The sequence below is a fragment of the Paenibacillus sp. FSL A5-0031 genome (assembly GCF_001956295.1).
Taxonomy (GTDB): Bacteria; Bacillota; Bacilli; order Paenibacillales; family Paenibacillaceae; genus Pristimantibacillus.
Map to the genome: position 1 here is coordinate 64,208 of NZ_MRTD01000006.1, position 26,968 is coordinate 91,175.

Annotated in this window: 21 protein-coding genes and 1 riboswitch; of the genes, 3 read left to right on the forward strand and 18 right to left on the reverse strand. The window is 44.8% G+C overall.

All coding sequences use genetic code 11. From position 1 onward, the window contains the following. Positions 1-46: 46 nt before the first annotated feature. Positions 47-832: a helix-turn-helix domain-containing protein gene (locus BK120_RS12375; protein ID WP_076267819.1), complete on the reverse strand. Its 786-nt coding sequence runs from the start codon at positions 830-832 to the stop codon at positions 47-49. Positions 833-1,038: 206 nt separating this feature from the next. Here BK120_RS12375 and BK120_RS12380 point away from each other — a divergent pair, with 206 nt between their 5' ends. Next, a complete protein-coding gene (locus tag BK120_RS12380) occupies positions 1,039-2,343 on the forward strand; it encodes an aminotransferase class I/II-fold pyridoxal phosphate-dependent enzyme (RefSeq protein WP_076267820.1) in 1,305 nt (434 codons plus the stop codon). 106 nt (positions 2,344-2,449) lie between these two features. On the opposite strand, the gene BK120_RS12385 is transcribed toward BK120_RS12380, so the two are convergent. From BK120_RS12385 to BK120_RS12425, 9 genes are all read right to left on the reverse strand, one after another. After that, entirely contained in the window at positions 2,450-3,700 is a 1,251-nt protein-coding gene (locus BK120_RS12385) for an ABC transporter permease (protein WP_076267821.1), read from the reverse strand. Then, positions 3,700-4,449, reverse strand: coding sequence for an ABC transporter ATP-binding protein (locus tag BK120_RS12390; RefSeq protein ID WP_076267822.1), 750 nt, complete (start codon positions 4,447-4,449; stop codon positions 3,700-3,702). The genes BK120_RS12385 and BK120_RS12390 overlap by 1 nt, the downstream gene beginning before the upstream one ends. A 172-nt stretch (positions 4,450-4,621) precedes the next feature. Continuing rightward, positions 4,622-8,296, reverse strand: a complete 3,675-nt coding sequence (locus tag BK120_RS12395; protein WP_076267823.1) for an S-layer homology domain-containing protein — start codon at positions 8,294-8,296, stop codon at positions 4,622-4,624. 162 nt (positions 8,297-8,458) lie between these two features. Further along, complete coding sequence (locus BK120_RS12400; protein ID WP_144376744.1) at positions 8,459-9,190, reverse strand: hypothetical protein; 732 nt, start codon at positions 9,188-9,190, stop codon at positions 8,459-8,461. A 256-nt stretch (positions 9,191-9,446) separates the two neighbouring features. Further along, positions 9,447-10,160 carry an IMP cyclohydrolase gene (locus tag BK120_RS12405; protein ID WP_076267825.1) on the reverse strand — a complete coding sequence of 238 codons (714 nt, stop codon included), beginning with the start codon at positions 10,158-10,160 and terminating at the stop codon, positions 9,447-9,449. Between the two features lie 59 nt (positions 10,161-10,219). Next, a riboswitch (ZMP/ZTP riboswitch) is annotated at positions 10,220-10,299 on the reverse strand. Positions 10,300-10,527: 228 nt separating this feature from the next. Then, complete coding sequence (locus BK120_RS12410) at positions 10,528-11,766, reverse strand: S-layer homology domain-containing protein (protein WP_076267826.1); 1,239 nt, start codon at positions 11,764-11,766, stop codon at positions 10,528-10,530. Positions 11,767-11,878: 112 nt separating this feature from the next. Beyond that, positions 11,879-13,297: a DEAD/DEAH box helicase gene (locus BK120_RS12415; protein WP_076267827.1), complete on the reverse strand. Its 1,419-nt coding sequence runs from the start codon at positions 13,295-13,297 to the stop codon at positions 11,879-11,881. Between the two features lie 25 nt (positions 13,298-13,322). Next, positions 13,323-14,096, reverse strand: coding sequence for an SDR family NAD(P)-dependent oxidoreductase (locus tag BK120_RS12420; protein ID WP_076267828.1), 774 nt, complete (start codon positions 14,094-14,096; stop codon positions 13,323-13,325). Between the two features lie 77 nt (positions 14,097-14,173). Next, positions 14,174-14,635 carry a chemotaxis protein CheX gene (locus BK120_RS12425; protein WP_054028542.1) on the reverse strand — a complete coding sequence of 154 codons (462 nt, stop codon included), beginning with the start codon at positions 14,633-14,635 and terminating at the stop codon, positions 14,174-14,176. Between the two features lie 166 nt (positions 14,636-14,801). Between BK120_RS12425 and BK120_RS12430 the strand changes: the two genes are divergently transcribed. After that, positions 14,802-15,812, forward strand: coding sequence for a zinc dependent phospholipase C family protein (locus BK120_RS12430; protein ID WP_076267829.1), 1,011 nt, complete (start codon positions 14,802-14,804; stop codon positions 15,810-15,812). A gap of 43 nt (positions 15,813-15,855) precedes the next feature. Here the strand turns inward: BK120_RS12430 and BK120_RS12435 are convergent, their stop codons facing one another. Next, positions 15,856-16,854, reverse strand: a complete 999-nt coding sequence (locus BK120_RS12435; protein WP_076267830.1) for an HRDC domain-containing protein — start codon at positions 16,852-16,854, stop codon at positions 15,856-15,858. A gap of 370 nt (positions 16,855-17,224) precedes the next feature. Here BK120_RS12435 and BK120_RS12440 point away from each other — a divergent pair, with 370 nt between their 5' ends. Further along, positions 17,225-18,376: a family 8 glycosyl hydrolase gene (locus BK120_RS12440; RefSeq protein ID WP_076267831.1), complete on the forward strand. Its 1,152-nt coding sequence runs from the start codon at positions 17,225-17,227 to the stop codon at positions 18,374-18,376. A gap of 73 nt (positions 18,377-18,449) precedes the next feature. On the opposite strand, the gene BK120_RS12445 is transcribed toward BK120_RS12440, so the two are convergent. From BK120_RS12445 to BK120_RS12470, 7 genes are all read right to left on the reverse strand, one after another. After that, on the reverse strand, positions 18,450-20,036 hold the full coding sequence (locus BK120_RS12445) for an extracellular solute-binding protein (RefSeq protein ID WP_076268059.1): 1,587 nt from the start codon (positions 20,034-20,036) through the stop codon (positions 18,450-18,452). Between the two features lie 124 nt (positions 20,037-20,160). Further along, positions 20,161-21,033, reverse strand: coding sequence for a carbohydrate ABC transporter permease (locus tag BK120_RS12450; protein WP_076267832.1), 873 nt, complete (start codon positions 21,031-21,033; stop codon positions 20,161-20,163). A gap of 10 nt (positions 21,034-21,043) precedes the next feature. Further along, positions 21,044-21,937: an ABC transporter permease gene (locus BK120_RS12455; protein WP_144376754.1), complete on the reverse strand. Its 894-nt coding sequence runs from the start codon at positions 21,935-21,937 to the stop codon at positions 21,044-21,046. Between the two features lie 262 nt (positions 21,938-22,199). Next, positions 22,200-24,047: a helix-turn-helix domain-containing protein gene (locus BK120_RS12460; RefSeq protein WP_256710875.1), complete on the reverse strand. Its 1,848-nt coding sequence runs from the start codon at positions 24,045-24,047 to the stop codon at positions 22,200-22,202. Positions 24,048-24,191: 144 nt separating this feature from the next. After that, on the reverse strand, positions 24,192-24,422 hold the full coding sequence (locus BK120_RS35935) for a hypothetical protein (RefSeq protein ID WP_256710876.1): 231 nt from the start codon (positions 24,420-24,422) through the stop codon (positions 24,192-24,194). A 131-nt stretch (positions 24,423-24,553) separates the two neighbouring features. Further along, positions 24,554-25,795 carry a DUF6807 domain-containing protein gene (locus BK120_RS12465; protein ID WP_076267834.1) on the reverse strand — a complete coding sequence of 414 codons (1,242 nt, stop codon included), beginning with the start codon at positions 25,793-25,795 and terminating at the stop codon, positions 24,554-24,556. A 13-nt stretch (positions 25,796-25,808) separates the two neighbouring features. Continuing rightward, positions 25,809-26,963 (reverse strand): Gfo/Idh/MocA family protein, encoded by a 1,155-nt coding sequence (locus BK120_RS12470; protein ID WP_076267835.1) that lies wholly within the window; start codon positions 26,961-26,963, stop codon positions 25,809-25,811. Between the last annotated feature and the right edge of the window lie 5 nt (positions 26,964-26,968).

Sequence of the window (26,968 nt, forward strand, 5' to 3'; positions counted from 1 at the left end):
CGAATTTCTCAGCGATGAGTGAATTCGGGGTTTTTCGTTTGTTAGCCTATCTGATCTCCGAGGGGCTTCGCCCCGTATACTGCTTAAATTGCCTGCTGAAAAAAAAGATATCCCGATAGCCCAGCGCATCCGCTACCTCGGTCACATTCATCCCGGCGTGCATGAGCAAATGCTGCGCCCGTTCAATTCTTGTGCGAATCATGTAGGTTTGCACCGACATGCCGATCAGCTCTTTGAATTTCATTGAAAAATATCGGGGCGACAGCTGCGCCCGCATCGCTAGATCCTCTACACGGTGCGCAATGCTTGGATTTTGCCGAACAAAGTTTGCCACCTCATGAATGGCCTCCGTCAATTGATTGCTTGCCTTCTTCTCAACTGGCAGCTGCTTGTCCTCTCTAAGCAAATGAATCATCAGCTGTTTAAGAACAAGCTGCGCCTCCTCTTCCGCTGCATACGTTTTTACAAGAAACAGCCTTACATAGCGTGAGAGCATATATTCAAAGTCGACCGTGTCATTCAATTGCCTATACCGACTCGGCACAGCATCTATCGTTTCATTAATGGCAAAGTGAATATAGGATAATACGAGCGGACGCTGCGGGTTATGAGTGGAGCTTGTGTAGTCGCCTGGACGAAACAAGAAGCAGCTTCCCGGACCAACCTCATAGTGAGTACCGTTGACTTCGACTTCCCCTTCTCCGCTCCAAACATAAAATAAATCAAAATTGGCCATCGGCTTCTCGCGTCTAGCCCATCTCCAACCCGGCTCGCATACGATTTTGGCAAACGCAGGTAACAGGATGAACGAATTAGGCGAAATGTGCAGCATAAGGAAACCTCCTGTACAAATCTATGCCGTCATCATACAACAGGGAGAAACTATTGCGCAAGCCACATGAAGTTACGAAAAAATTTGCTTTGTGAATGGTTTCCATCTCAAAAAAAATGTTATAATAGCACCCGACAAGAATAAACGGCTAACGCCTAATTATACTAAATTCAAATGAATGATTTCGGAAGGATGGAATAAAGTCCATGAACCCACTTGCTCAGCAATTAAACGAGACGTTACAAGCAGAAAGCCCTAACGTTTATGCGATGTTGTCAGACTTAGGCAAAGCGATTTATTTCCCGAAGGAGGGCATTCTCAGTCAGTCCGCCGAAGCGAAAACGAAAGCAACTAAATTTAATGCTACTATTGGAATTGCAACAGAAGGCGGACAACCGATGCACCTTAAGGTCATCCAAGATACCCTCTCTGCTTACAATCCGAAAGATATATATGAATATGCGCCTCCTGCAGGAAAGCCTGAGCTTCGTGCTGCTTGGCGTACAAAAATGATCAAAGACAACCCTTCCCTTGAATCAAAGGGCTTTGGTACGCCAGTCGTTACAAATGCATTGACCCACGGTCTTAGCATCGTAGCTGACCTATTCGCTAATGCGGGTGACGCTGTAATCATCCCTAATAAAAACTGGGAAAACTACGAATTGACATTCGGTATCCGCCGCGGTGCTGAAATTGTAGAATACCCGCTGTATAACGACCAAACTCGCTTCAACAGCGCTGGCCTTCGCGAAGCCTTGCTGGCTCAGAAGGACAAAGGGAAAGCCATCGTTGTGCTGAACTTTCCGAACAACCCTACTGGCTACACGCCTGGTCCACAGGAAGGCGATGAAATCATCGCTGCCATTCACGACGCAGCGGAAGCTGGCATTAATGTCGTTGTTGTAACAGACGATGCTTATTTTGGTTTATTTTTCGAAGATTCCATGCAAGAATCACTGTTCTCCAAGCTTGCTGATCTGCATCCGCGCGTGCTTGCCGTTAAAGTTGACGGTGCGACCAAAGAAGAGTACGTATGGGGCTTCCGCGTAGGCTTCATTACGTATGGTTCAACTTCTGCGGCTACTCTGAATGCGTTGGAGCAAAAAACAATAGGTATCATTCGTGCCACGATTTCCAGCGGCCCGCATCCATCACAAACATTCGTATTGCGCGCTTTGACTTCACCTGAGTTCGAAGCTCAAAAAGCGGAAAAATACGATATTATGAAACGCCGCGCCAATCGCGTGAAATCGTTGCTCGACAGCGGCCGTTATGGCGATGTATGGGGCTATTACCCATTCAACTCCGGCTACTTTATGTGTCTAACACTAAGCGGCGTTACAGCTGAGTCCGTACGTGCACATCTGTTGAACCAATACGGAATCGGAACGATTGCTCTAGGTGAAACAGATCTTCGCGTTGCTTTCTCTTGCATCGAGGAAGAAAATCTTGAAGAGCTGTTCGATACGATTTTCAAAGCGGTTAACGATTTGATTGCTCAAAAAGTATAATAAACACTCGCACTTCATTCGCGAATAATTGCAAAGAACCCCTGAGTCAGCATTTCTTTACGAATGCTTCTCTCAGGGGTTCTTTTTTGTATTCCGTCTGCCCTTCTTAGTCTTCATCTTCATCTTTCGCAAGCTTCTTGCGCAGACGCGCTGGACGAATGCCGATATACATGACGGCAAGAACAATAGCTATGAGCGAAGGGACGTACACGCCGCCCGCCAAAGCCAGCGGCAAAGCAACAAACAGCCAAAGCAGCAGCGTGCACAGCACCATCGCCAAACGATCGATTTTCAAATATTGCTCGATTCGCTGCTTTTCCGGCAACGGGTACACATGCTTCCAAACCGAATATCGATGGATATGACGCAAGCCGCCTAATTGAACAGCAATGAGTCCCATAAAAATAAAAAATACGAGAACACTGCCATAGCCAGATAGCGATACGGCTTCAGCAAACCAATAGGTGATGAGGCAGCCGAGAACAAGCAGCCTTAGTATAATTCCGCCCATCTCGGTTCTAAGCATAGATGCCGTATAGAGATAAACGAATGTATTGCGATTCGAATACGGTATCGTACGCAGAATCCAGCTTAAATAAGATCTTCTTGCAATACTCGATGGGAGTGTAGGTACATCGATAAACAATCCAAAAAAAACATAATACCGTTTACGTGTCCTTGCTTCCTCATCAATCAGCCTCTCCCAAGGAAAAGGATGTTTTGTTGGAAGACGATAAAGCAGCATAGACAGTATACCGATGAGCAGCGTAAACCCCGCTGCTTGCCAAGCGGTACAAGTAAGCCAAGCAACCAGCGTCAATGCTGTCATTGCCCAGCGCAGCACACGCATGAGACGTCGCATGCCCGCCCAAGTCATTCGGCGCTCTTTCCATGCTCCCCATACATTGCCCGCCTTCAGAGCGGCAGCCACGACTGCAAGAAGCAATGCGCCGTTAATGGCTGGGCCTTGGTTATAGATCGGCAAATAAAGAAGAAACACAATAGCAGCTAGTATCGAACAAGCAATTGAAGTATGACGGAACGATAAGCGCAAATAACCGGCCATCTCTGCCTCACGCGGCATCATAAAGACGACGTCTCCGGCTGCAAGCCACGTACGAAGCGGACTCCAACACAACACCAACGTTAATGCAATCACACCAACAGTCGCAAAGGGAAAGCTCGCTGGCATATGTCGAATTAAATTTATGTATCCAATCGTGGAGGAGATCAAGATTAAAGACATAAAAGCTGGGAAGCCGCTTTGCCCCATATACCGAAAATAAGGCAAGGTTTCCCCGCGGAATGCCTTTGCTCTTTGCTGCCACATCAGCTCCAGCTTACTTATATTGCTCATCAAACATTGCCCCCAGTAACGAGCTTATAGAAGGCATCCTCCAGAGAACCGCTGCGCATGTCCATGCCTGCTGCTTGTCTAATATCATCGAGCGTGCCGATCGCAACGATTTTACCGTGGTGCATGACGATAAAACGATCGCAATACGCTTCCACAGTTGAGAGGATATGCGAGCTCATAAGGATGGCTGCTCCCTTTTGTTTTACTTCAACCAGCCGCTCCAGCAAGGAACGAATGCCAAGCGGGTCAAGCCCTAGAAAAGGCTCATCGATGATGTACAGCGGCGGCTCAGCGAGCAGCGCGTTCATAATCATGACCTTTTGTTTCATGCCTTTGGATAAGTGGGCTGCAAAGGCTTTACGCTTTGGCGTCATTTGGAACTGCTTCAGCAGCTCGTCCTCACGATCACTATACTGCTTGTCCTTTACGCTATAGGCCATCCCCGTTAAGCGCAAATGCTCTTCAACGGTCAGCTCATCAAATAGAACCGGCGTCTCCGGCACATAAGCAAATGCGCTTCTGTACCGCTCGGTTTCTTCCTCCAGCGTAACGCCATCAACCTTTACTTCCCCCGCCTGCGGCTTCATTAAACCTAAAATATGCTTAATGGTCGTGCTTTTTCCAGCGCCATTCAGACCGATTAATCCTACCATCTCGCCCGCTTTTACCTCAAAGGAGATATCATGCAGTACTGGTCTTCGTGGGCTGTAACCGCCGATTAGACCACTCACCTGTAAAATAGAATCCATCCTATCACCTTCAACTATGTAAATTAGTTTATCTAGTAAACAGCATACCGAATTATCGGACTAATATCAAAGAAAGCAATGATTTGTGTACAAAAGCAAGAAGCATGCACAAAAACGAAAAAATGGGCAGCCATTGGCCACCCATTTTTTAAACACTAGCGTTCTTATCGTATTACTTTGAAAGCAGATTATAAAGCACTTGTGCCACTTGAGCTCTCGTAGAAACATCTTTAGGGCTCAGCTTTGAATTGTTCCCCGTAATGATGCCGCCCTCAACTAGCACCTTGAAAGCGTCGCTTGCATAGCTCGCAATTTGAGCGGAATCACTGAAGCTGGACACCGCAACATTTGTCTCTGCTTTAGGCAATTCACCAAACACTTCAAGTGCACGATACAAAAGCGTAAATAGATCTTGACGTGTAATTTTGCTATTAGGGTCAAACGTATTGCCTTCTACACCTTTCGTAATACCCAGGCGCTTAGCAGCTCCCAAGTAATTCGTATAGTAGGTATTCCCTGCATCATCAAAATTAGCTGTCTCTTTCTCATTAGGCTCGATGCCGTATGCTTTCAATAACAAGACGATGAATTGACCTCTCGTCACTGTCGCATTCGGGCTGTAATGGTCCTCGTCTGTACCTGTTGTAATGCTTCTTGCCGCAAGGAATAAAACGGCATCCTTATACCAAGCTGCATCCGATACATCTTTAAAGCTTACTTTATTGTATCCTACAATGTACTGGGAGAAATGTGTCGTAACAAAGTTTACCGTTCCTGTACCCGCGTTGTATTTCCCGCGGATCGTTTCCAAGCTGCCGGCATCCGTTACATAGTAGACCACTACAGCATTTGGATCTTCTCCGGCTTTTAAAGAATAAGGCACACTAACTTGCACATTGCTGCCGCCAAAGCTTGTAAGCTGGGTAGTTCCTGCGAATACGGAGAAATCATAAACCGGTCTGTCACCCAAAGCTTCCTTGCCCTCGTCAGTCAGCTCTACTTTCGTAATAATAATGCTGATGTCACCCGCTTCAGCCGAATTGCTGATGCTTTCAATTGCTTTTGCGTCAAAAACGACAGTGCCAACGCCAAGATTGGCCTTCACACCCGCATTTGTGCTTGAAGCTACTTCATTAAACGACTTTCTAGGAATACTCAGCTCTACAGATTTAGTTTGAGCTGTAGCTTCAACCTTAAGCTCAACGACAGAGGTTTTGCCTGCTGCTTCCGCTTTCTTAGCAAGCTCAACTAGGCTTGTAATAGAAGCTGCGGTTGCTTTCGCTACGGTTGCTCCTGTCGCAGCATCAGTTGTTGCTGTTATCGTTGCTGTTGGTGCTGTACCATCATCGTCTCCACCTGCTGGAGGTGTAGGTGTAGGCGTTGGATTTGGGCCATTGTTTCCACCAGCTGGAGGGGATACATAATTAGGTACAATGACATCTAGCACTGCTCCGGCATTATAGCCTTCCTTAGCCGCAAACCTCACGTTGTAAGTTCCAGATGATAAACCAGTAATAGATGGCGCTGTTGCCGCTTGATAGGACTCAGCTCCTGACAGCTTGTATTCAAGTGCTGTCGTTGTTCCTGTAATTTGTCCATCATCATTAGCTGAAGAGGTTGGAGCTACACCCGACAAGCCTGATGGTTCCGGCTGCTCTTGTAGCGCAAACGCTTTGATAACGATATCAATTGCTGGGCTTGCACTGAATCCAGGTTTAGCTGCAAATCTGATATTATAAGTGCCTGCTGCGAGACCAGTGATCGCTGGTTCTGTTGCCGCTTGGTAAGCATCCGTTCCATCTAATCTGTATTCTAGAGCTGCAGTCGTTCCTGTAATTTGTCCATCGTTATTAGCAATCGTTGTCGGTGATACGCCTGTTAAGCCAGTCGGCGCTTCTTGCGCTTCCTCGCCGTAAGCCGGAATTACAACCTCTACTTTAGGGCTTGGGCGATATCCTTCTTTGGCCGCGTAACGAACATCATAAGTACCGTAAACAAGATCTGTAACAGACGGTTCTGTTGCACGAATATAATCGGATAACGAATTAGACAGCTTGTATTCAAGCGCTGTTGTCGTTCCTGTAATTTTACCGTCATTGTTAGCTGATGTCGTTGGTGCAACGCCTGCCAGCCCTGTTGGTGCAGCTTGATCTTGAATAAAGGATGGCACCACTACGTTTACAGCATCGCCCGCTTTGTACGAAACAGCTGCAGGAATTCCTGCTGTATGAGGACCATTGTATCCAAGCTTGGATGCATATCTAACATTGTAAGTACCTGGCACTAAGTTAGTTATTGCATCACCAGTTACAGCCTTGTAATCCGTTTCACTTTCAAGCTTGTATTCAAGCGCTTTACCTTTCGTTCCTGTTATTTGACCATCATTTTCATCGGATGAGGTTGGTTTAACCGCTGTCAGCCCTGTTGGTGTAGCCTCAACTCTTGCAAATAAGCTTTTCAAAGCATTCGTATAGTTATTGTAATTCACACCAGTAAGCCCGCTGCTTACATAATCAGGTTGAATATTGGTCCAAGAATACATTAATTCAATATGCCCAAGAATTGGAGCTCTGTTGCCATCAGCATCCTTGTTGTCTTTGTTATATTGAAAGAGGTAAGGAACCTGAGCTTTGCTTGCGATTACTTCTACACCGTTCTCATTCGTATACTTTACATTGTTGCTTGCTTTTACATATTGTGTTTTGATATCAGGCAAATATTTGTTAATCAAATCTACATACAGATTGGCATTTGGATGATTCGTATCTCTCGTTTGAAAGAATATGCCGTTATGCGGGTCAGCGTTCGGGTCTTTATTAAGATCCAGGATCGAAATTCCCGAATCCAGCTTGGTGTCCCAGAAATAAACTTTATCAATGTTATTTTTTTTCGCATATTCGTTAATAAACTTAATGGCTGCTTGTGTATTCGGGCACCAAGAGCCGCCAAACAAGATCGTATAATTCCCTTCGCTCTCGAGAATCTTCGTCAATTGGTGATAGGTTACATGCTCAAATACGAGCTCGCCGTCCGATTCGTCAAAAATAACCGTTTCTTTTTTGTTAATGATTGATCCATTTCTATTGAAAGCTGCTTTGATAGAATTCGAACGATTAATCGTATCAAATGAAGTGGTTCCTTCAAATACTTGACTCACTTTTGCTTTGTAAGCATCTACTTTGCTCGCGTCCAAAACGCCATTAGTTATGTAATCACTCCACACATTTGTTGAAGCCAAAGAGGAAACAATTTTCTTTTTGTTATACACAAACAGGAATGGCGCTTCAATTTTTTTCGCTGAGCCTTCTGAAATTACTGCGCCCTTGCTGTCTTTTTTCGTATAGCTAACGATATCTCCTGCAGGAAGTACTTCATCGAGGTTCGTTAAATATTTTTTGACCAGCTCGACATACGCTTCTGCAAAATCAAAAGTGTTGTTGCCGACTTTGATTTCTTTCGTTTGCGTTTCCGCAATTTCTAGTGATTTGCCATCTAACCTTGTATCAAAGTTATAGATGGTTTTTACACCATATTGCTTTGCCACCTGATTAATAAAGCCAATATTCGCTTGTGTTTTATCGCTCCAAGCTCCGCCAAACAACACAACATATGTGCCTTCGCTGTCAAAGAGATTAATAATATCTTCATACGTTACCGTTTGAAGAATATGGTTCTCATCATCCAAATGATCATACACATTATTAAAATAGTTATAATGGCTGGCGCCGCTATTTACTAGAGTTTCCGAAGCTGGATTGGCATTAACGATATTGGCAGCTGGCAAAATTAATAATGCAGCCAATATAAGAGCTAACCATCTTTTGGATGTATTAAATTGTAATTTCATGTTCATTCCTCGTTTTCATCAAATTTTGTCGATGTGCCAAGTGTGAAATATGTATTCTCCACTAGTCGCTTCAAGATTTCGTGCAGGGAGCCGGCCATAAGAGGCTGATCTGCCTCTTATGACCCCCCCATTTCATAACTCATGAATACGTATTTCTTGTTTCTAGCAGATTTCTTCTTCCGTCGTCGATGGTGCTGGCTGTTGACCTTCGGAAGACGAAGAAGATGATGAGGATGAGGATGAAGCAGGAGCCTCTGAGGATGATGGTGCTTTCGGCTGTACCGTATCTTTTTTCACGAATGAGACCGATTTAGATGGTTTCTTTTCTTCTTTCGCTGCTGGCTCCGCTGGTTTTTGTGTTTCTTCTTTCGCAGCAGGTGCCGCTGCTTTGGGCTCTTCTTTTACAACGGATGCAGCTTTAGGCTGGCTTTCTTCTTTCACTGTCGTTGCTGCTTTAGGCTGGACAGCTTCTTTCGGCTGTGTCGCTGTTTTTTCAACCGATGTATTTGCTTTAGCCGCAGGCTCTTCCTTTGCTGCTGCCGCTTTAGCTGCAGGCGCCTCTTCCTTCTTATCAACAGCAAGAGTAACTTTGGATTTATCTTCTTGTTTCGCATCTGCTTTTTCTGCTTCAGGTTTATTTGCCTCTATCGTGTCCGCCGTTTTTGGTTGCGGTTGTTTTTCGCCTTCTGCTGCAGCTGTGTTTACTTCTGATTTTTTCTCTGTGTCAGAAACGGTAATGATTTTGGATTGATTCTCTTCTTTTGCTTCGGTAACAATTGCAGCGTTGTCCTTCACTGCAGGCGCACCTTGTGCCTGTTTGGCAGATACGACAACATAGGTTAGGGCTGAGAAGGCTACTGTTGCAGAAATTAATGTTAGTGTTAGTTTTTTCATGATTGTAAACATCCCTTTCGCTTCGCTCTTTGAGCTTTTTTGTTTTTTTTTGGATAAAAAAAGGAGACCCAACAAGGCGCAGAACTGCGCTCCTATTGAATCTCTGGTGGTCCAGTAGATTATCTTCTTTTGTCATCCTACAAAATGGTTTTTCAACTCACTTTGAATATATTCCTATATTATTCCTCAAAAACGACCCTGTCAACGATTATTTAAATTTTTCCCATCGTTTTTGTCGGAATTAATTACAGTGACACTAAAACGTCTGATTTTTATTTATTATTTTAAATTCCACCTTATGATCATCGGTATGAATAAACTTCACAAGCAATGAAATTTTATGATCTGCGTTTATGCTGCTCCAGTAAAATTGAGCCGTTTCATCCATTGAATCAAATAAAGGAACCTCCAGCGGTTCACCTTCAAAAGATTTCAAAATACCATTTTCTTCACCTTTATAAGTGTGAATGCAATGACCTATCCCATTTGTAAAAGAGTCGTAATGAAAGAAATGACGGATGCAAAATGACGGATCGTTTTGCCTTGTTTTCAAAATGGACAAGCTGTACGCAGCTGATTCAGTATCAATAATACCGGAAATACGAGGTGTATAATGGGGAGCATCCGGTTCAAACTTTCTGCTTTTTAATGCAGCTTCAAACGTTTCTTTTTTGCCATAAGCTTCATAGATGGTTTCCGTCTGATCTCCATTGGAAATGATATGCATCCCATTTATACTCTTTATCGGATCATAAATAATCAATGAAGGGTCCTCCATTTTTGCCGCATCATATGCTACGTTTCTTACAAACTGCTCATTACGCTCAAAGATTCGGTTGCGACTGTTCGCGCTTCTGCCCATTATCCAATACACTTGAACAAATTGTTTTCCTGACGGGCTCATCCCCAAGATTATTGTTCTGCCAGGATACGGATTATTAAATAACTGATCTTCATAGGATTGCAACATGCTCACCTCAACCTTTTTATTTTATCTGAAAATAAAAAAAGCATTTGATCATCGATCAAATACTTTGCCCAGGCGTACGACATATGAAATAGGTGCTCCCTCGTGGTCATCCACGTTTACGCCAGTTGCACCTACCTAAAATTTACATTTATTATAGTTCGATATCGCAAATGAAATCAAGCTCTTTTACAGACTAGCTATGAAAGTTAAACGTATATTTTCTAACGAACTGTATCGTGCTTATTATGCAGAAAACTAAGCGCTGCTGTATTCGCAAGCTATTATTTTAATTGTTGAACAATGAAAAAAGGGCTGTTCCAAAAGTAGAAAAATCTACTTTCAGGACAGCCCTTCTCTTATTTAAACCTTATTTCACTTCAATTGATTTAACTGTGCCATTGTCGCCTTTTACTTGTACATATTGACCAACCTTCAGCTGCGAGGAGTCACCTGTGATGACTACACTTGGGTCAATGCTGAATGTAGTGACAACTGCCTGTGAGTTTTCATATCGAGTAATGAGAGAAACCGTCGTCAATTTCGCCTGATTGTTGAACGTTAATGTATTAATAATTCCGTTCTCCGAGAAAGCTGTACTAACAGGAGCCGACTTCGTTACTTCAATAAATACGATACGATTGAGATAAGTACGAACGAGTACCTCATCACCTGCTCGGAGTGAGCTCACTGGCGATTTTTTATCTTCTCGGAAAATAAACACATTCGAGTCTAATGCTAGTGAAACCTCCGTGTTATCTCCTTTAACAACCGTCAGCTTGCCATCAGCAGGAGCTGCTTTTAGCTTGCCGGTAATGGCTTGTGCGTCATGATTAGGCATTTCCGTATCTGTACGATCGAGAAGCGCTGCCAGCTCTGCACGGGTTACTGGTTGATTAGGACGGAACGTTTTTCCATTCTTATCATTGTAGCCGGTAATAATGCCTTTCTTCAAAGCAAGAGCAACATAACCTACAGATCCAGCAGGGATCTCTTTTGCATCCTTAAAGTCAAGCTTCGTATTGTTGAGCGCCTTCGCTTCGTCTTCCAGTTTAAGCGCTTTTACGAGAAGAATCGTAGACCATAGTCTTGTCGCGTTTGCTTCCGGTTTCACTTCCGATTCAGTCTCAGAGAATAGATCATTCTCCAGCGCTACTGCAACGTAACCAACAGCCCATGGGTATTTTTTTGCGATTTTATCCCCGTCATTAAATTGCAAATCCGTTTTCATTTTATCTGCTGATTCCGCTTGTGAGCGAAGACCCATCAATCTGACAGCAGCAGTCAAGGTTTCAATACGGTTGATTTTCTGATTAGGCTTAAATGTACCATCCTCGTAGCCAGTAAATACGCCCTTCGACGCTAGCCGCATAATGTATTCCATAGCCCACTTCAGATCGTCCTCATCTTGGAATTGCCATGTTACTTTATGTTTATCGTCCTTGTCATACTTGTCATCCTTGTCCTCATGGCGGCCTTTATCATCATTACGATCCCCACCATGCCCTTTGCCTTTACCGCCATCTGCAAAAGCTGACGTCGCACCGCCTGCAAGCATTAGCAGCGCAAGCGAAGAAATTGCTGTCTTTTTCCACATTGTTTGTTTCATCAAGAAAGCCACACTCCTTTTTCGATTGCGGGTTTTGCCGCATTTTTTACCTTCGCCCATACGTTTCGGGAGAGGCAGATCGATTTAAGAGGGTGGCTTTCAAAATAAATTTTTATGATTGTTCCTTATCGGCCTCGCGTTTCGCTTTCAACCACTTAGGAGCACCTTTGTTTTTACCTTCGCGCTTTCGCTCCACTTTCTTAGGAGCAGGCTTCGCTGCCGGCTTTGGTTTCGGCGGAGCAGTTACTGCTTTCGTCTCTACAAGCTTCGTTTGTTTCGGAGCAGCAATTGCACTTTTATTCTCTACAGCTCGCTTCGTTTGCAACGCTTCTGAGCGATCTGCAAGCTTGGCTTCATGACGAGCAGCAAACGGTTTTGTTGCTTCTCGCAGCTCTTCCTCGCTAAGAAGCTTTCCTCTAAACATCGTCCGTTCTGTCAATTCGATGCCCAGCTGCTTACGGAATTTCTCCATAATAAACAGCTCCTGCGGCGTGACAATGGAAACGACTGTACCGGGACGCCCCATACGGCCCGTGCGTCCTGCACGATGCACATAATGATCCGCATCCGATGCAGGATCAAGCTGAATGACGAGCGGCAGACCTTCAATATCAAGGCCTCTAGCCGCAACATCCGTAGCTAGCAGCAGCTGGCAGCGACCCTCGCGAAAACGTGTCAATGTTGCTGCACGGCGCTGTTTATCCGCATCCCCATACAAAGCCTCAACAGTAAAGCCTTCATAACTTAGCTTCGATTCCCAGTTGGAAATGTTGTCGGTATCATTTAGGAAAAGCAGCGCAGAGGCTGGGTTCAGCAATCGAACAAGTCTTCTTGCCGTATCGGTTTTATCACGCTTATCGCTAACGATAAAATAATTATCGATCGTTTGTGATACGGTATGCTCCGGCGTAACCTGAATACGTTCCGGATTTTTCATCCAGCGTCCTTCAAAACGAGCCATTTGATCCGGATATGTCGCGGAGAAAAAAGCAATTTGGTGCTCTTTACCGACACTATGCAAAATGATCTCTACCTCTTTTGTCGAGCCGAGCTGAAATACTTGATCTGCTTCATCAACTACAACATTTTTCACATCATTCAGCTTGAGCTTGCGCAGCTTAAGCAATTCGTGAATTCGCCCTGGTGTTCCAATAACCAGCTGCGGGCGCAGCTTCAATTTCTCTACCTGCCGCTTTAATGCAGCTCCGCCAATCAATTGCTGAACGCGAATGTTCAGCGGCTCCGCGTACACTTCTGCTACACGAACAATTTGCATCGCAAGCTCCTGTGTTGGAGCCAAAATAATCGCTTGAATCGCGCTTGAATGCGAATTCAGCTTCTGAAGAAGCGGCAACAAATACGCAAGCGTTTTACCTGTGCCCGTCTGCGACCTCGCTGAAACGTCGCTTCCTCCAAGCAATATCGGAATCGTATTTGCCTGTACATCCGTTGGTTCAATAATTCCATTTGCTGTGAGCTTATCCGACAGCAGTTCATTAATTCCAATTTCATACCATGTGTGCTTACTCATTTTTAATCCTCTCTCATTTAAACCTTTATTTTCGATTTAACATACCGCCGAATAGCCGATCAATGGTTCGCGGCAGCAATTGATATAGTTTAATACCAAAAGCTGCGGTTTTCGGCAGGTCAAGCTCGGCTTTTCTCCGCTCGATTAAACGAATGATTTTTTTGACTACATATTCTGGCTTCATCATAAACCAATTAACATTTTTCACGTAAGAGCCGGAAGGATCAGCCAGCGAGAAAAAAGGCGTATCAATTGGACCTGGATTAACCGCAGATACCTGAATTCCCTGCTCCCGAAGCTCCATGCGAAGCGCATTAGTAAAGCCAAGCACAGCATGCTTTGTGGCTGTGTAGCTGGTTGATTTGGCAGTGCCTATTTTGCCTGCTAAAGATGCTATGTTTACAATATGTCCGCTTCCTTGCTTCACCATATGAGGAACAACTGCCTTCGTGCAGCGTACGATGCCTAGGTAGTTCGTGTCCATCATTTGCTCAAAGCTTTCCACATTCATGCTCATAAAATTCTCGAATTTGCCGTAGCCAGCGTTGTTCAGCAATACATCTATTTTACCATATTCCGCAATGACAGCTTCTACTGTTCGCTTCACCTGTTCATTATCGGTCACGTCCATCTGATAGAACGAGCTTTTCCCCTTTATGGCAGCGGAAATCTCCTTTAGCTTTGAGATGTTGCGTCCAGTCAAAACGGGGATCGCCCCCCGCTCAGCCAGCATTTTAGCCATTAACGCTCCGATTCCGCTTGATGCACCGGAGATGAAAATCACTTTGCCTCTTAACATCCATCATCACCCATTTACAATTTTACTTGATTGGTATTGCAGACGCAAAAAAAGCTCCCTAAGGAGCCATTTCTATGCTAAGATGCGATTAAAACTTGGATGTCGAGTTCTCCTATGCCTTCCATTATCAGTGGAATCGTCAACGCTTTTTGTGCGGTGAAGCCAGCTGATTGAGCAGACTGGATAACCTTCGGCGGTGTAATATCTACTCTCACCCCTTGATTAAACAGCATCGTACTCGCATTTCCGCTAATCATATTGCCAAGCTCAGAAATAGCACTCTTCACGATTTCGTCGATTTCAGAAATTACGTATCCGCCCATCATCGCAGAAACCATTTTCATAGCTACCTCTTCGCTAAGCCCGAATACAATGTCACCGTTCATCTGTCCGTTGAGCCCAATTTGAATCCAAATATAGTTCTCTACAAACTTGATATCCTTGAGACCTAGTTCTCCAGTCGCTGGACGTATTTGAACGACTTGCTCAATCACGATTTTTGCAGATTCAAGAAACGGGTTAATGTACTCTGCCTTCATAATGAAGATACGCTCCTTTTCGACAAAATTCGCGCTTTGTCTTGTTTAATTTATATTATACTTAATTCACTAGGACAAGTATACTATAAATAAAATATATGTATCTTTAGAACTATATTTTAAAACGAAATCTGTAGAATATTGATAGGAATGGAGGTCCTCTTCTATGCCAAACGTATGGGCTCACTTCATTTTTGGACAACTTGTATTCGAGCGGCTTGGCGAATGCGCATTAATTGAATCAGACGAGAAAAAAAATATATTTAATATGGGATGCCAAGGACCTGACTTTTTGTTCTATCATCGTTTTTTCCCTTGGCAGCGCAGCCTAGCCTTAAATCGTTTAGGAACGGAAATGCATAATCGCAATTGCGGACCGGTACTTGTCGAAATGCTGGATAGTGTCGTCGGCAGACCCGCCTGCCCTAAACGTCCTGATTCTTCTATCCTATACACACTAGGATTCGTATTGCATCACATACTTGATCGTAATCTTCATCCTTATGTATTTAGCAAATCAGGCTTTCGCAAATGGGATCATCAACGTTTTGAAATTATGATGGATACGATAATAGCGCGTGAGCTTTGGGGTATTGAAACGTGGAAAACTCCAGTCTGGAAGCATATCGATACAAAGGGAGCATTTCCAGCAACCGTAGTGGACGCTTTCGAGTCGATTGCTGCCCTTTATTATGGAGAGCTGGCCCCGCTCATTAAACGTGAGGATTGGAACCAAGCGAATCGTGATTTCACTGCCGCGCAGCGTTTATTTCATGATCCGACTGGCATGCGAAAAATATTAACATTTGGGCAAATCGAGCCTTTTACTTATAAAAGAGGGGTTATGCCCTTTGACGTATTAAATGTAGAGGAGCAGCCTTGGCTTGATCCAGTGGACGGCGCCACCTATCACAATGAGAGCGTTTGGCAGCTATGGAATCAAGCTTTAGATGATGCGGCCGAGGTTGTAAGCGCTATCCTCATTTGGCTAAGAGCCTATGAGCAGCCGCTGTTTACAAAAGAGGAGCGTTATCATGTACGTCTACTGCGAGAAGACGCCATCGCCCTTATAGACAATCGTTCCTATGAAACAGGACTTCATTGCGACTTTAATAGTACGATCCGTTTTGCAGACACGGTTTGGACTGACCAAATCGGAATTATGAAGGCTCCTTGAGTAATGAAGGAGCCTTCTCCTGTCTCTCTTTTTCCAAAAAAAACTATACAGCCTTGCTTGTCAGGCTTCTTCTAAAACGCAGCCTTATGAGCCTCAAGCGCTCATAAAGGACATCAACAGGCTTATTCAATTGCGAAGCTTCCAAAGTGCCATATACTTGCTGCAATACCGGCTTCAAATATTTATCGCCGACCAGCGAGAGAGCATCCCATACGAGCTGCTGCTCATCATCTGGCATCTCTACGAGCTCCCGCGTAATCAGTGATTCCATATCGTAACCCTCTTGTTCTAATTGCTCGATTCGATCCATTAATTCGCGCCTTGACAGCTCTAGCTCCACGCCAAGCTGTTCAAGTGATCCACCCTGCTGTACCGCCGTCAAAATATGTTTTTTTGCCTGCTGGCGATCCATCTGAGATTTATATTTTGTTTCCTTTTGTTTATAAAGCCACTGCGTATAGGCGATTGAATCTAATTTGTCACTTACCCATTGCAGCGGAAACTCGGTATCACGGTTAGCCTCACTTGTAATCTCCAGCACTTCTAATCCATAGGATGCATGCTTGGCGCTTCCCCAACCGGGAATTTGTGCTAATTCATCTGCCGTCTTCGGAACGAAGGCGCTGATCATCCACAACATGCGATTAGTAGCGACAAGATAAGCCGAACGCTTCTCAGCAATCGCTTTCGTACGCCGCCACTCACGAAGCTTCTGAAAAAGTTCTTGATTGGCATGAAGCTCACCGTAGCATTGAAGCATAGTTACAAAGCTGCCAGTTGTAGAACGGCGATCGTCCAGCATGCCATCGATAATAGGCGCGTACCCTTCCCCCATGACCCTTGCAATGCCATGACGGAATGCTACAATCATTTCCTCCCATGATGTTCCTTCAAACCAAGTGATCGGATCTTCGCTCTCCTCATTCAGCTCCACCCACAGCACTGCCCAAATGCCTTGATTCTCACAGATAGATAGCTGCGCGCTTTCAATGCGCTGGCCTTCTCCAAGCTTCTCGAACGTGTTCAAAAATACGATTTGCATGTTTCTCATTCCTCCAATAAATAGATGTGGTCGCGAATCGGTTGAAGGCAAGGAAAGCGTCCGAACAATTAGGGAGAATGTCGGAAAACAACAAAAAGCACCTCCTCTGCCTGCGGCAAAGGAGGTGCTTCCTCACGTTTAATGATTCGATTGCTTTCATGCTATCATATTGATTTCTTTATTACAAGCATTTTGTTGCTGCAAAATCATGCTCTCAAACTTCCTAAATAAGACCAAACCTTTAATAATTACAGTACTCTATAAACTTTATAGGGTAGGAACTCTGAACGATAAGAGGTAAAGTTTTGGTGAAGTCAATTTCTCAGTCATTTCCATGCTGTAAAATTTAATATAAAGGGAGTAATACACGATGTCGACGAAGCTGGGAACGGGTGCTTTTTTCACAGGGAACTACCGAAATTTGTTTAAGCTGTACGGTTACAGCCAAGAAGAAATTGAGAGACGCGTCGAGGATACTTGGGACAACCTGTTCGGCGGTAATGAAGATACACGAATCTATTACGAGGCTGGCAGTGATATGGGCTATCTATTAGATACCGGAAATATCGACGTGCGCACCGAAGGCATGTCCTATGGCATGATGATGGCTGTGCAGATGAACCGCAAAGATATCTTTGACCGCATATGGAAATGGACGATGACTTACATGTATATGAGCGAAGGTGAAAATGCCGGATATTTCGCTTGGTCATGCAATACCGATGGGACCAAAAGATCATACGGTCCAGCGCCAGACGGCGAGGAATATTTTGCGCTTGCTCTCTTCTTCGCATCACACCGATGGGGCGATGGCTCTGTACCCTTTAATTACGGAGCGCAAGCTCGGAACCTGCTTCACAGCTGTGTGCATAAGGGTGAAAATAACGACGGTTACCCAATGTGGGAGCCCGCTAATAAATTAATCAAATTTATTCCTAATTGCGACTATTCCGATCCATCCTACCATTTGCCGCACTTTTATGAGCTGTTTGCGCTGTGGGCTAATCCAGAAGACCGCAAGTTCTGGAAAGAAGCTGCAACTGCGAGCAGAGATTATTTGAAGCTGTCATGCCATCCTGTTACTGGACTAGCACCCGAGTACGCCTATTACGACGGAACACCAAACAACGAGCGCGGATATGGCCATTTTTACAGCGACTCGTACCGTGTGGCCGCCAATATCGGTCTTGATACGGAATGGTTCGGCGTCGATCCATGGCAGTATGATGAGGCGAACCGGATTCAAACGTTTTTCTCAGGCATTGATCCATCTGATTATAGACGTTATACGATAGCTGGCGAACCATTTGAGGAAAAATCACTCCATCCCGTCGGGCTGCTTGCCACAAACGCGATGGCTTCGCTTGCCAGTTTCGAAGGACCGCACGCCAAAGCTTGCGTTGATTTATTTTGGAACACGCCGCTTCGCACAGGCGACCGCCGCTATTACGACAACTGCCTCTATCTGTTTGCCATGTTAGCGCTTAGCGGCAGCTTTAAAATTTATATGCCTGCTGTATAGCGTTTTGTCTCATCGTAATTGAAAAAAGAACGGCCACCACTCCTTGATGGAGGGTGGACGTTCTTTTTTCTCCTTACGGATTCTCAGCTTTAAACGTTGCTCGCTTCTCTTCCATTACTTCCTTGCCGCCAATTTTCATATAATCCGCTACTTCCTTATCGTAAACCTTGTCAAAATCCGCTGGCTTCGCAGTTAACACTTTAACAAATATTTCGTCGTCCTTTTCCTTCAGCGTTGTAGCGTACTTGATCTCCGATTGAATCGGCGTCACCACACGAGGTTTAATGATTCCATCCTTCGTTCCAGTCGCGATGCTTTCCACCGTAAAATCCTTGAAATTCGGATCGGACGCATTTGCCGTAATGTTCAGCAGCTCATCGGTTGTACTGACATATTTCCCGTTAAGAATGATACAGTAATCAAAATAGTTATATAACGTCTGCTTTGCTTGATCGTTATCAAGCGTGATCGGCACGCCATCCTTCATCTCATAAGTTACGCCTTCCGTACCGTTCTGAAGGGCAATAATATTGTCCGTTTCAGCCATCCAATTCAAATATTTAATGGCCGCTTCAGCATTTTTACTTGCTTTTGGTACCATGATGTATATGCCGTTAGGCGAATAAATAGGCTTTGGTGTCTTGCCGTCCGCGCTTGTGAACGGATCGATTAACGCCAGCTTTGCATTCGGATCATTCTTTTGCAGCTCAGCATAATAGCCCATATAGACCGGCTCGTTGGTATTTGTTGTTGCCGAACCAATATACCCGTTCAGCAGGTTCTTCTGAAACTGCTGCGTATCCTTGCCCATATGGAGCGGAAAATCCGGATCCATAAGTCCCTCGTTGTACATCTTATTCAAGAAGCGATACGCTTCCTTATTGCCCGGAATGAGCCACTCCGCTGATGCATAAAGATCCTCATCTGCGATTTTGTCCCATTCCCAGAACGAATATTGAATCGGATGCATATGGAAATAGTCGATCTGCCCATACGGAATCGCTTTATCACCGGATTTGCCAGGCTTTTTCTCTTTAAAAGCCTTCATCGTCTCATAGAACTGCTCCGTTGTTTGCGGCAGCGGCAATCCGAGCTCATCCAACCAATCCTGCCGGATAAATGTCGAGCTCTGAGGCTGCAGAACGCGCTTAGCTGGAATTGTATACTGCTTGCCATCGAATACTCCGTAGCTGAGCAGCTCCTCACCCAATACTTCCTTCAACTTTTGGCCATGCGCATCCAGCAGCGGACCAAGATCTGTCAGACCGCCGTTTTTTACGTATTGCTGTACCGTCGGCTGGTCATATGTAAATACGATGTCAGGAGCCTGATTCGCAGCCATAAGCACGTTCAGCTTGTCTACCTCCTCTGAGCGAGGAACCGTAACGAATTCGACAGTAATATTATTCGGTTCACCAAAATTTTTCTGAATGTATTTTGTCATGTCGTTGTCGGTAATTTTCGGAGCGCCTGCCGGTGTATTGTTTCGGTCAAACAGCTCGATTCGGAGCTTAATTGGATCTCCCTTCGGCTTCTCGGTTGCTTCAGAGCCTGAATTGCTCGGTTTATTGCTTGCAGCTTCCTTTTCTTTGACAGGCTCCTTATTTCCGTTTCCGCTGCTGCACGCAGACAACATGGATGTGATCAACAGCACTGCCATAAAGATAATCGTGAATTTACGCCTCGTTCTACTCAATGCATTCAACTCCCTTTTATCATTTTTTTAATCTATAGCAACTCCATGAAACGGGAGCTTTCGGCTCCAGCCTGTCCGGGAGTGACTATCAACCTTTGACGGCACCGATCATCATACCCGAAATAAAGTAACGCTGAAGCGCTGGATATACGAGCAAAATGGGGATGGTTGCGAACATGATCGAAGCAGCTTTAAGACTTTCCGGTATCGGTACCGAGGCATTAAGTCCCTCTGCTATCGCCATATCGTTAACCTGGCTGTTGATAACCATTTCGTACAGCTTTAATTGAAGAGGATAAAGCTCCGATTTGGTAATGTACAACAGGGCATCCATAAATCCGTTCCACCTGCCCACTGCGTAAAACAAGCTAAGTGTGGCCATGACCGGAAGCGATAGCGGCAGGACGACATGCCACAATATTTTAAAATGGTTGGCTCCGTCCATCCGCGCCGACTCTTCCAGCTCTACTGGAATGGAGGAGAAAAAGGTCTTGATGATGAGCAAATAAAAGGCATTAACCATCCCCGGCAAAATGAGCGCCCAGATCGAATCAAGCAAATGCAAATTTTTCACGAGCAAATATTCCGGTATCATGCCTCCGCTGAAAAACATCGTCAGGACGATAAGGAGAAGAAAAAAGTTTCTTCCCTTTAGGTTAGGCTTCGTCAAGGGATAGGCTGCCATAATCGTCATCAGCATCGATATAGCCGTGAACAAAACAACTAGTCCAATAGTAAAAAGCAAGGAATGGATCATCGCTGCATTGCCGAAAACAGCCTTGTAAGCGGAAAAATCGATTTCTACGGGGAGTATCGTAACTTTTCCTGATAGAATCGGCCCGTTGGCGCTTAACGATAAGGCAAAAATATGAAGCAGCGGCAGCAGGCAGAAGAGCCCCGCCGTTATGATTACGACCATGATCATTGCATCTACGATTTTGTCATTTCCATACGCTCTCATATCTGCCCTCCTACCAAATGCCTTGATCGTTAACTTTTCTCGAAATATAATCGGCCGACAGCAGGAAAATAAGACCTACAACCGCTTGGAAAAGACCGATAGCCGTTGCTATTGTATACCGTGCGGACTGAATTCCGATTTTGTATACATACGTGCTGATAACCTCAGACACATCGGTGACGAGAGGATTGCTGAGTACAAACGGTCTATCAAATCCAATGCTGGCCATATGTCCAATATTAATAATGAGTAGAATGATAATTGTCGGCTTGATGCCCGGCAGCGTGATGTGCCAGATTTTACGCATTCGGCTTGCACCATCTACATCTGCAGCTTCGTAAAGATCCTTGTTAATTCCCGTTAAAGCAGCGAGATAAATGATCGTTCCCCACCCAGCACTCTGCCAAATACCTATTCCTAAATATGTCAGCACCCAGTAAACAGGCTCCGTAAGGAAAGGAATGACCTTCATCCCTAACGACTTCAGCAGATTGTTGACAATCCCGTTATTGGTCGCCAGCAGCTGAATAGCCATCCCGCCGATGATGACCCATGATATAAAATGAGGCAAATAAAGAATCGTCTGCGCGCCTTTTTTGAACCATTTTATACGAAGCTCATTTAACAGTATCGCTAGTGCGATTGGAATCGGAAAACTTACGACAAGATCCAAGAAATTGAGTAGAAAGGTGTTGCGGAGCGCATTGTAAAAACCATCCATCTGAAATACTTCCCGGAACGTTTCGAAACCGACCCAGGGGCTTGCTAAAATGCCTTGAAACATGTTGTAGTCCTTAAATGCAATGACGACGCCCAGCATTGGTGTGTACTTAAAAATAATAAAATACGCCAAGGGCAGAAGCAGCAGCAGGTATAACTGCCAATCCTTGTACAGCGCTTTCATACGAACGCGCGGCACGGTTTTGACCTTCCTCTGGCGTTCCGTTGCAATCTGCATGGATGACCTCCTGACTCTTATTGGAAGCAAATATTTCGGCTTGGTTCCAAATGTAACACGCGATTAAGAAATCGGATATTAACAAGAATCAGAGGCTTAACATAATCGGAAATCCCGCTATTCACGCGGACTTTACCATTTTCCGACGATTAACCTTTACGGAAGTAAAAAGAAAATCTGCCGATTAATTCGGCAGATTTGTTGCCATTCATTCGTTTAACCGATAAATGGTTCGATATTCACCTGGCGGTAGATTGAACAATTTTTTGAAAGCGCGGTGGAAGGAAATGACGTGTGTGTAGCCCACCTGTTCTGCAATCCATTGGATAGGCTCATCTGTTTCAAGCAGCATGTTCTTCGCATGTGCGAATCTTACCTTTAGCAAATAATCGATAAAGTTTTCGCCATGCTCCTCTTTAAACAAATGACTAACGCTTCTCGCGCTTAAACCAAACTTCTCGCTGACTTGAACGAGAGACAAGCTCGGATCAGTGTAATGCTGGTCGATGTATTCCTTTGTTTGGATGGCGATCGTATGATTTTTGCCATTCAGCCTTTTCTTATCCCTATCGCCCGCAAGTTCAGTCAAAACAGCCGCAAGCTGAATCTCAAGCTCGTCGATCGTTTCAGCATGCTGGGCGATTTGCCTGAACCTGCTTCGGTATTCGCTGCTCCATATCGTCTCGATATCACTTGGCATGGCTTCCATATCTTTCTCTAGCTGGCGGATTAGATTATGAATGAACGCTTCAATATCCGCGCGCGAGATTAACATGCCTTTTAACTTAAGAAAAATTCGGCTCAGCTTAACCTCCCATTGCCCGTCGTCCATCCGGCAAGAGCGTGACAGCTCCAATATGGATTGAAAACAAAGAAGTGTCTCTCCCGTTTGTTTTGTACATCTTAACCGGTTATCAATTACGCTGTTTGTCCCAAAAACAGCTTTGTAGGATACATTCTCAGCAGCGCTGCGGTAAGCGGCAGCAATATCATGAATCGAATGGACGAAGTCTCCAATTCCGCAAGATACGGTTAACTCCAAATGCTCGTTCATCCACTTGCGGAATTCCTCGCATACTTGTACCAGCCTATCTTGAATAGACTCTGAGCTTTGCTGTAGAAGGACAACAAAAGCCATTCGCTGAGGCTCTGTCCATACATGTTGGATCTGCAATTCCTTCTGCTGCATAAGCTCACGAAAAGCGGATTCAATAAGAAATTTCAGCAGGTTTTGATCACTGGCTTTATATTTGTCAGTAAATGCGGCAAAATGGTCAATTTCAAGAGCAATGACGCCAAGCCATTCATATAAATGCGGCAAGCCAAGTGCCGATGCCTGCTTTTTCCATTCCTGATCGGTCAGCATGGATCGTCCAACAAGCTGCTCCTGAAGGAGATTCCGTTGACGGAGCAGCAAATCCTCTTTATGCAGATGCTCATAATCAATCGATTTCTTTAATAAATGATCAATGGCGGTTTCGATGAATTTGAACTCGTTTCGGGGCATCTTAATGCCAAGCTCTTGGCTTTTGCGAGCCGCATATCCGTCGATTTTACCCATAATGGTCTGGATCGGCTTGTAAGAGACATGCGTAATAAAGGTAAACCATACTAAGGCGAGTATGATGATGATAAATACGATAATAAACCACATGTTGGAAAACAAAGAGAGGGCGGAAAATTCGTTGGCATGCACGCTGTCTGCATAGAATTGCCAACCGGTGTATGGGGAGCTGGCATAAATACCGCCTTCCTTGGCAGAAGGCAGAGTGGACTCAAACGGCTTCTTCTCCCAATCTAGAAGTTGAATCGTGCCGCCGTATCCATTGAATTGATTCATAAAATCGATGATGGAGCTTACGTTAAGATTGACGACCACCGCTCCCTGCTTATCAGACGCGAAAGGGTAAGTCTTTACCAGTGAAACAACCTTGCGAGTGGAATCGTCAAGAATAGATTGACTATACTCTCTTGGGCTCGTCCAGCCCATTGCTGCCGATCTTGATTGATGCGAATCGAAAAAAGGTTTGTCCTTAAACGCCTCGAGCTTGACCATCCCTGCTTCGGATAATACTTTTCCAGTATGATCACTGTAAATATAAATGGAATTAACGAACGGCAAAGATGAGGATATTTCAACTAATTTTTTTTGAATTACGAAGTAATCGTACAGTGACTTGGGCTTTTCATTAAAAAAGGCTTACAACGTTTTGTCCGTCTGCATTTCCCTTACCACATTGCGCTCAATCAGTTGCAAGCTCGCGTCCACATTTTGCATCGTCTGCTCCACGATCGCTTGATTCGTTTCCAAATACTTCTTCTCAGACGAATTATTTAACGTTGAAAAAAATAAAAAGATAACTGATGAAATAACAAAGAAAAATATCGGTGTATACGACAGCATCATCCGGTAATACCAGTTCATCTTCAAATGAACTAACCTCCCGTCCATTTATGAAGCGCTTACAATTAGAAAGATGTTTCTAGTTTCTGCTTCTAGCCAACCTCTTCCTGCAAAGGAAAGAAACCGCGAATACGCGGCCTCCTCCATGCAGTTGTTGATTATGCCTTAGACCATGAAGCTAGCTGCCAGTCATGTTCGGCGTATTCACTGTATCTGTCCTTTACTCCGCCTTTTTCTGTGTTCCCCTCATGAATGTAAATACGGTGCTTCATCGTTATTGCATCTCCACCTGGCAAAAGCTTTCCGCCGCAGAAATGGAAATTCGCAGGTGTGAAAGGGCCATAATCACGGACAAACCATTGCGAAGCAAAAGTTTCATTTTCCGGATGGGAGAAAACCGCAATGCCTGCCTCGGTGTACTGCTTGACCACTTCATCTCCGTCTCGCTGCATGCTGAGAAACAGTTCACCGCTGTAGTCGACCCATTCCGTCACAGAACCAAAAATGTCCGCCTCACCTTTTTTCCCTTCGGCAGACGTGAGGCCACCTCGATGATGTCCGCTAATTTGCTCGTTAACGCGAATAAATGGAAATCCGCCTTCTTTCGTATCTCCGAACCGGACATCGCCGTTCACGGCATACAACTGTGTCGTAAGATCCATATACCTCGATTCTGGAGGCAGATTATAAATGCGGACACTTCGAGCTTCCGTTAGAAGAAGGCGTCCATTCTCGTCCAACCAGTCGATCAATGCCGTCATTTGCCCAAAAACAGGACCGCTTGCAAGCACAACAAATGTCCGGTGCACCTGCCTGCCTTCACCGCGAAACTCGTGATACAGCTTATGACTGTTCACATCATCGTGTCCCCACCATAACCCGTGATGATGAAGATGATCGTCCGGCCCATCATGGATCAGTGTCTTTCCATGCGGCCCAATTATGGGGTAAAAGTAAGGTTTTGCACTCGTAACCGCATAGAGGTACCGAGTAAAAAGTTTACCCTCAATGCTTACAACAACTCTTGCATTATCTTCCTGATGATCGAGATACACTCCAGGCAGCTCGCTCCAAGGATTATGCTTCCGATCTGCTGGAGCAGCAGTTGAAGCAGCTTTTAAATCAAAAAACAAATGGGTCTCCAGCGGCAATGAAACGTCCTGTACCAGTATATAAAGCGCACATTCAGCAATTGCACCTTGCGGTCCTGCTGACATGGCGTACGGGCTTAACTGACATGCAAACGAAAGACCTGCCGAATGATTAACTGCGAATAGGTTACAATTTCCTGACCATTCCAAAAGCCGCTTAAACGTCTTTTCTTCCATTTCTATTCGGACAACGGCTGGGAGCGGAGTGCCTGCATGAATGGAAAGCTGCAGCGATTCGTCGAACGTCATATCGGATCCCCTCCTATTTGCTTTCTCCGCTTACCGTAATTTGATTGCTGCTAAACGCTGCAACGGAGTTTTTCTTCTCATAGAAGTGGGTCGCTGACGCCATAATCCCTTCCCGTGTATAAAAAGGGCTGTCTGGTCGAATTGGCAGCTCAACAGTTGTCCCTGTGCTGGAAGCTTGATAAATAGCAGTAATAAGCTCAAGCGTTTTTCTTCCTTCCACTCCCGTTACGAGTACTTCACCGCTGCCGTTTTCAATCGCGGATATAACATTATCCAGCTGACCTTTGTGCCCTACATAGGTTAAGGAAGCTGTACCATCTGCAACAGCTGCAATTTGCCGCTCCAATTCCGGGTTTTCTATAGGAAAACCGTTTTCCTGTGCAGATGAAGCGGTCACCTGCCATGGCATCGATACACGCGCTTTCTCACCTTGGAAAATAAGCTTTTGCTCTTGTCCGTGATGAACGACGGAGCTTGTAATTTGAGCAATCGCTCGCGGATAGGACAAAATCGCTACCGACAAATCCTCAACTTCCGCATTATCATGGGAAGTATTAGCCATAATGGCCGTCACTTTATCCGGCATTCCCATCATCCATTGGAACATATCGATGTGATGAACGGCATGGTTCAGCGTACAGCCTCCGCCTTCCTTCTCCCAAGTTCCGCGCCACCACAAATCGTAATATGTATACCCTCGCCACCAAAAGGAATCAACCTGCGCATGCACGATTCGTCCTGCAAGCCCAGAATCAAGCACGCTCTTAAGCTTCATGACCGCATCGCCAAATCGATTCTGGCTTATGACGGAAAGAATTTTTCCTGATGCGGCAGCGGCTTCGTTCATTCTATCGCATTCAGCCAGCGAAGAAGCCATTGGCTTCTCGACAATGACATGTTTTCCTGCTTGCAGGAAGTCTACGGAAAGATCAGCGTGTGTATAGGGCGGTGTGCAAATCGAAACCAAATCGATATCATCACGCGACAGCAAATTTTTGTAATCGTTTACAATTTCACAATTCAATTGAAACTTCTTTTTTTTGTCCTGCGCGCTTGCATCATTAATATCGTATAAAGCAACAATACTGCAGCGGTTCCCAAGTGCCAGATAAGCTTCGATATGAGCAGACGATATAGAGCCGGTTCCAATAATCGCAACGCGAATCATATAAT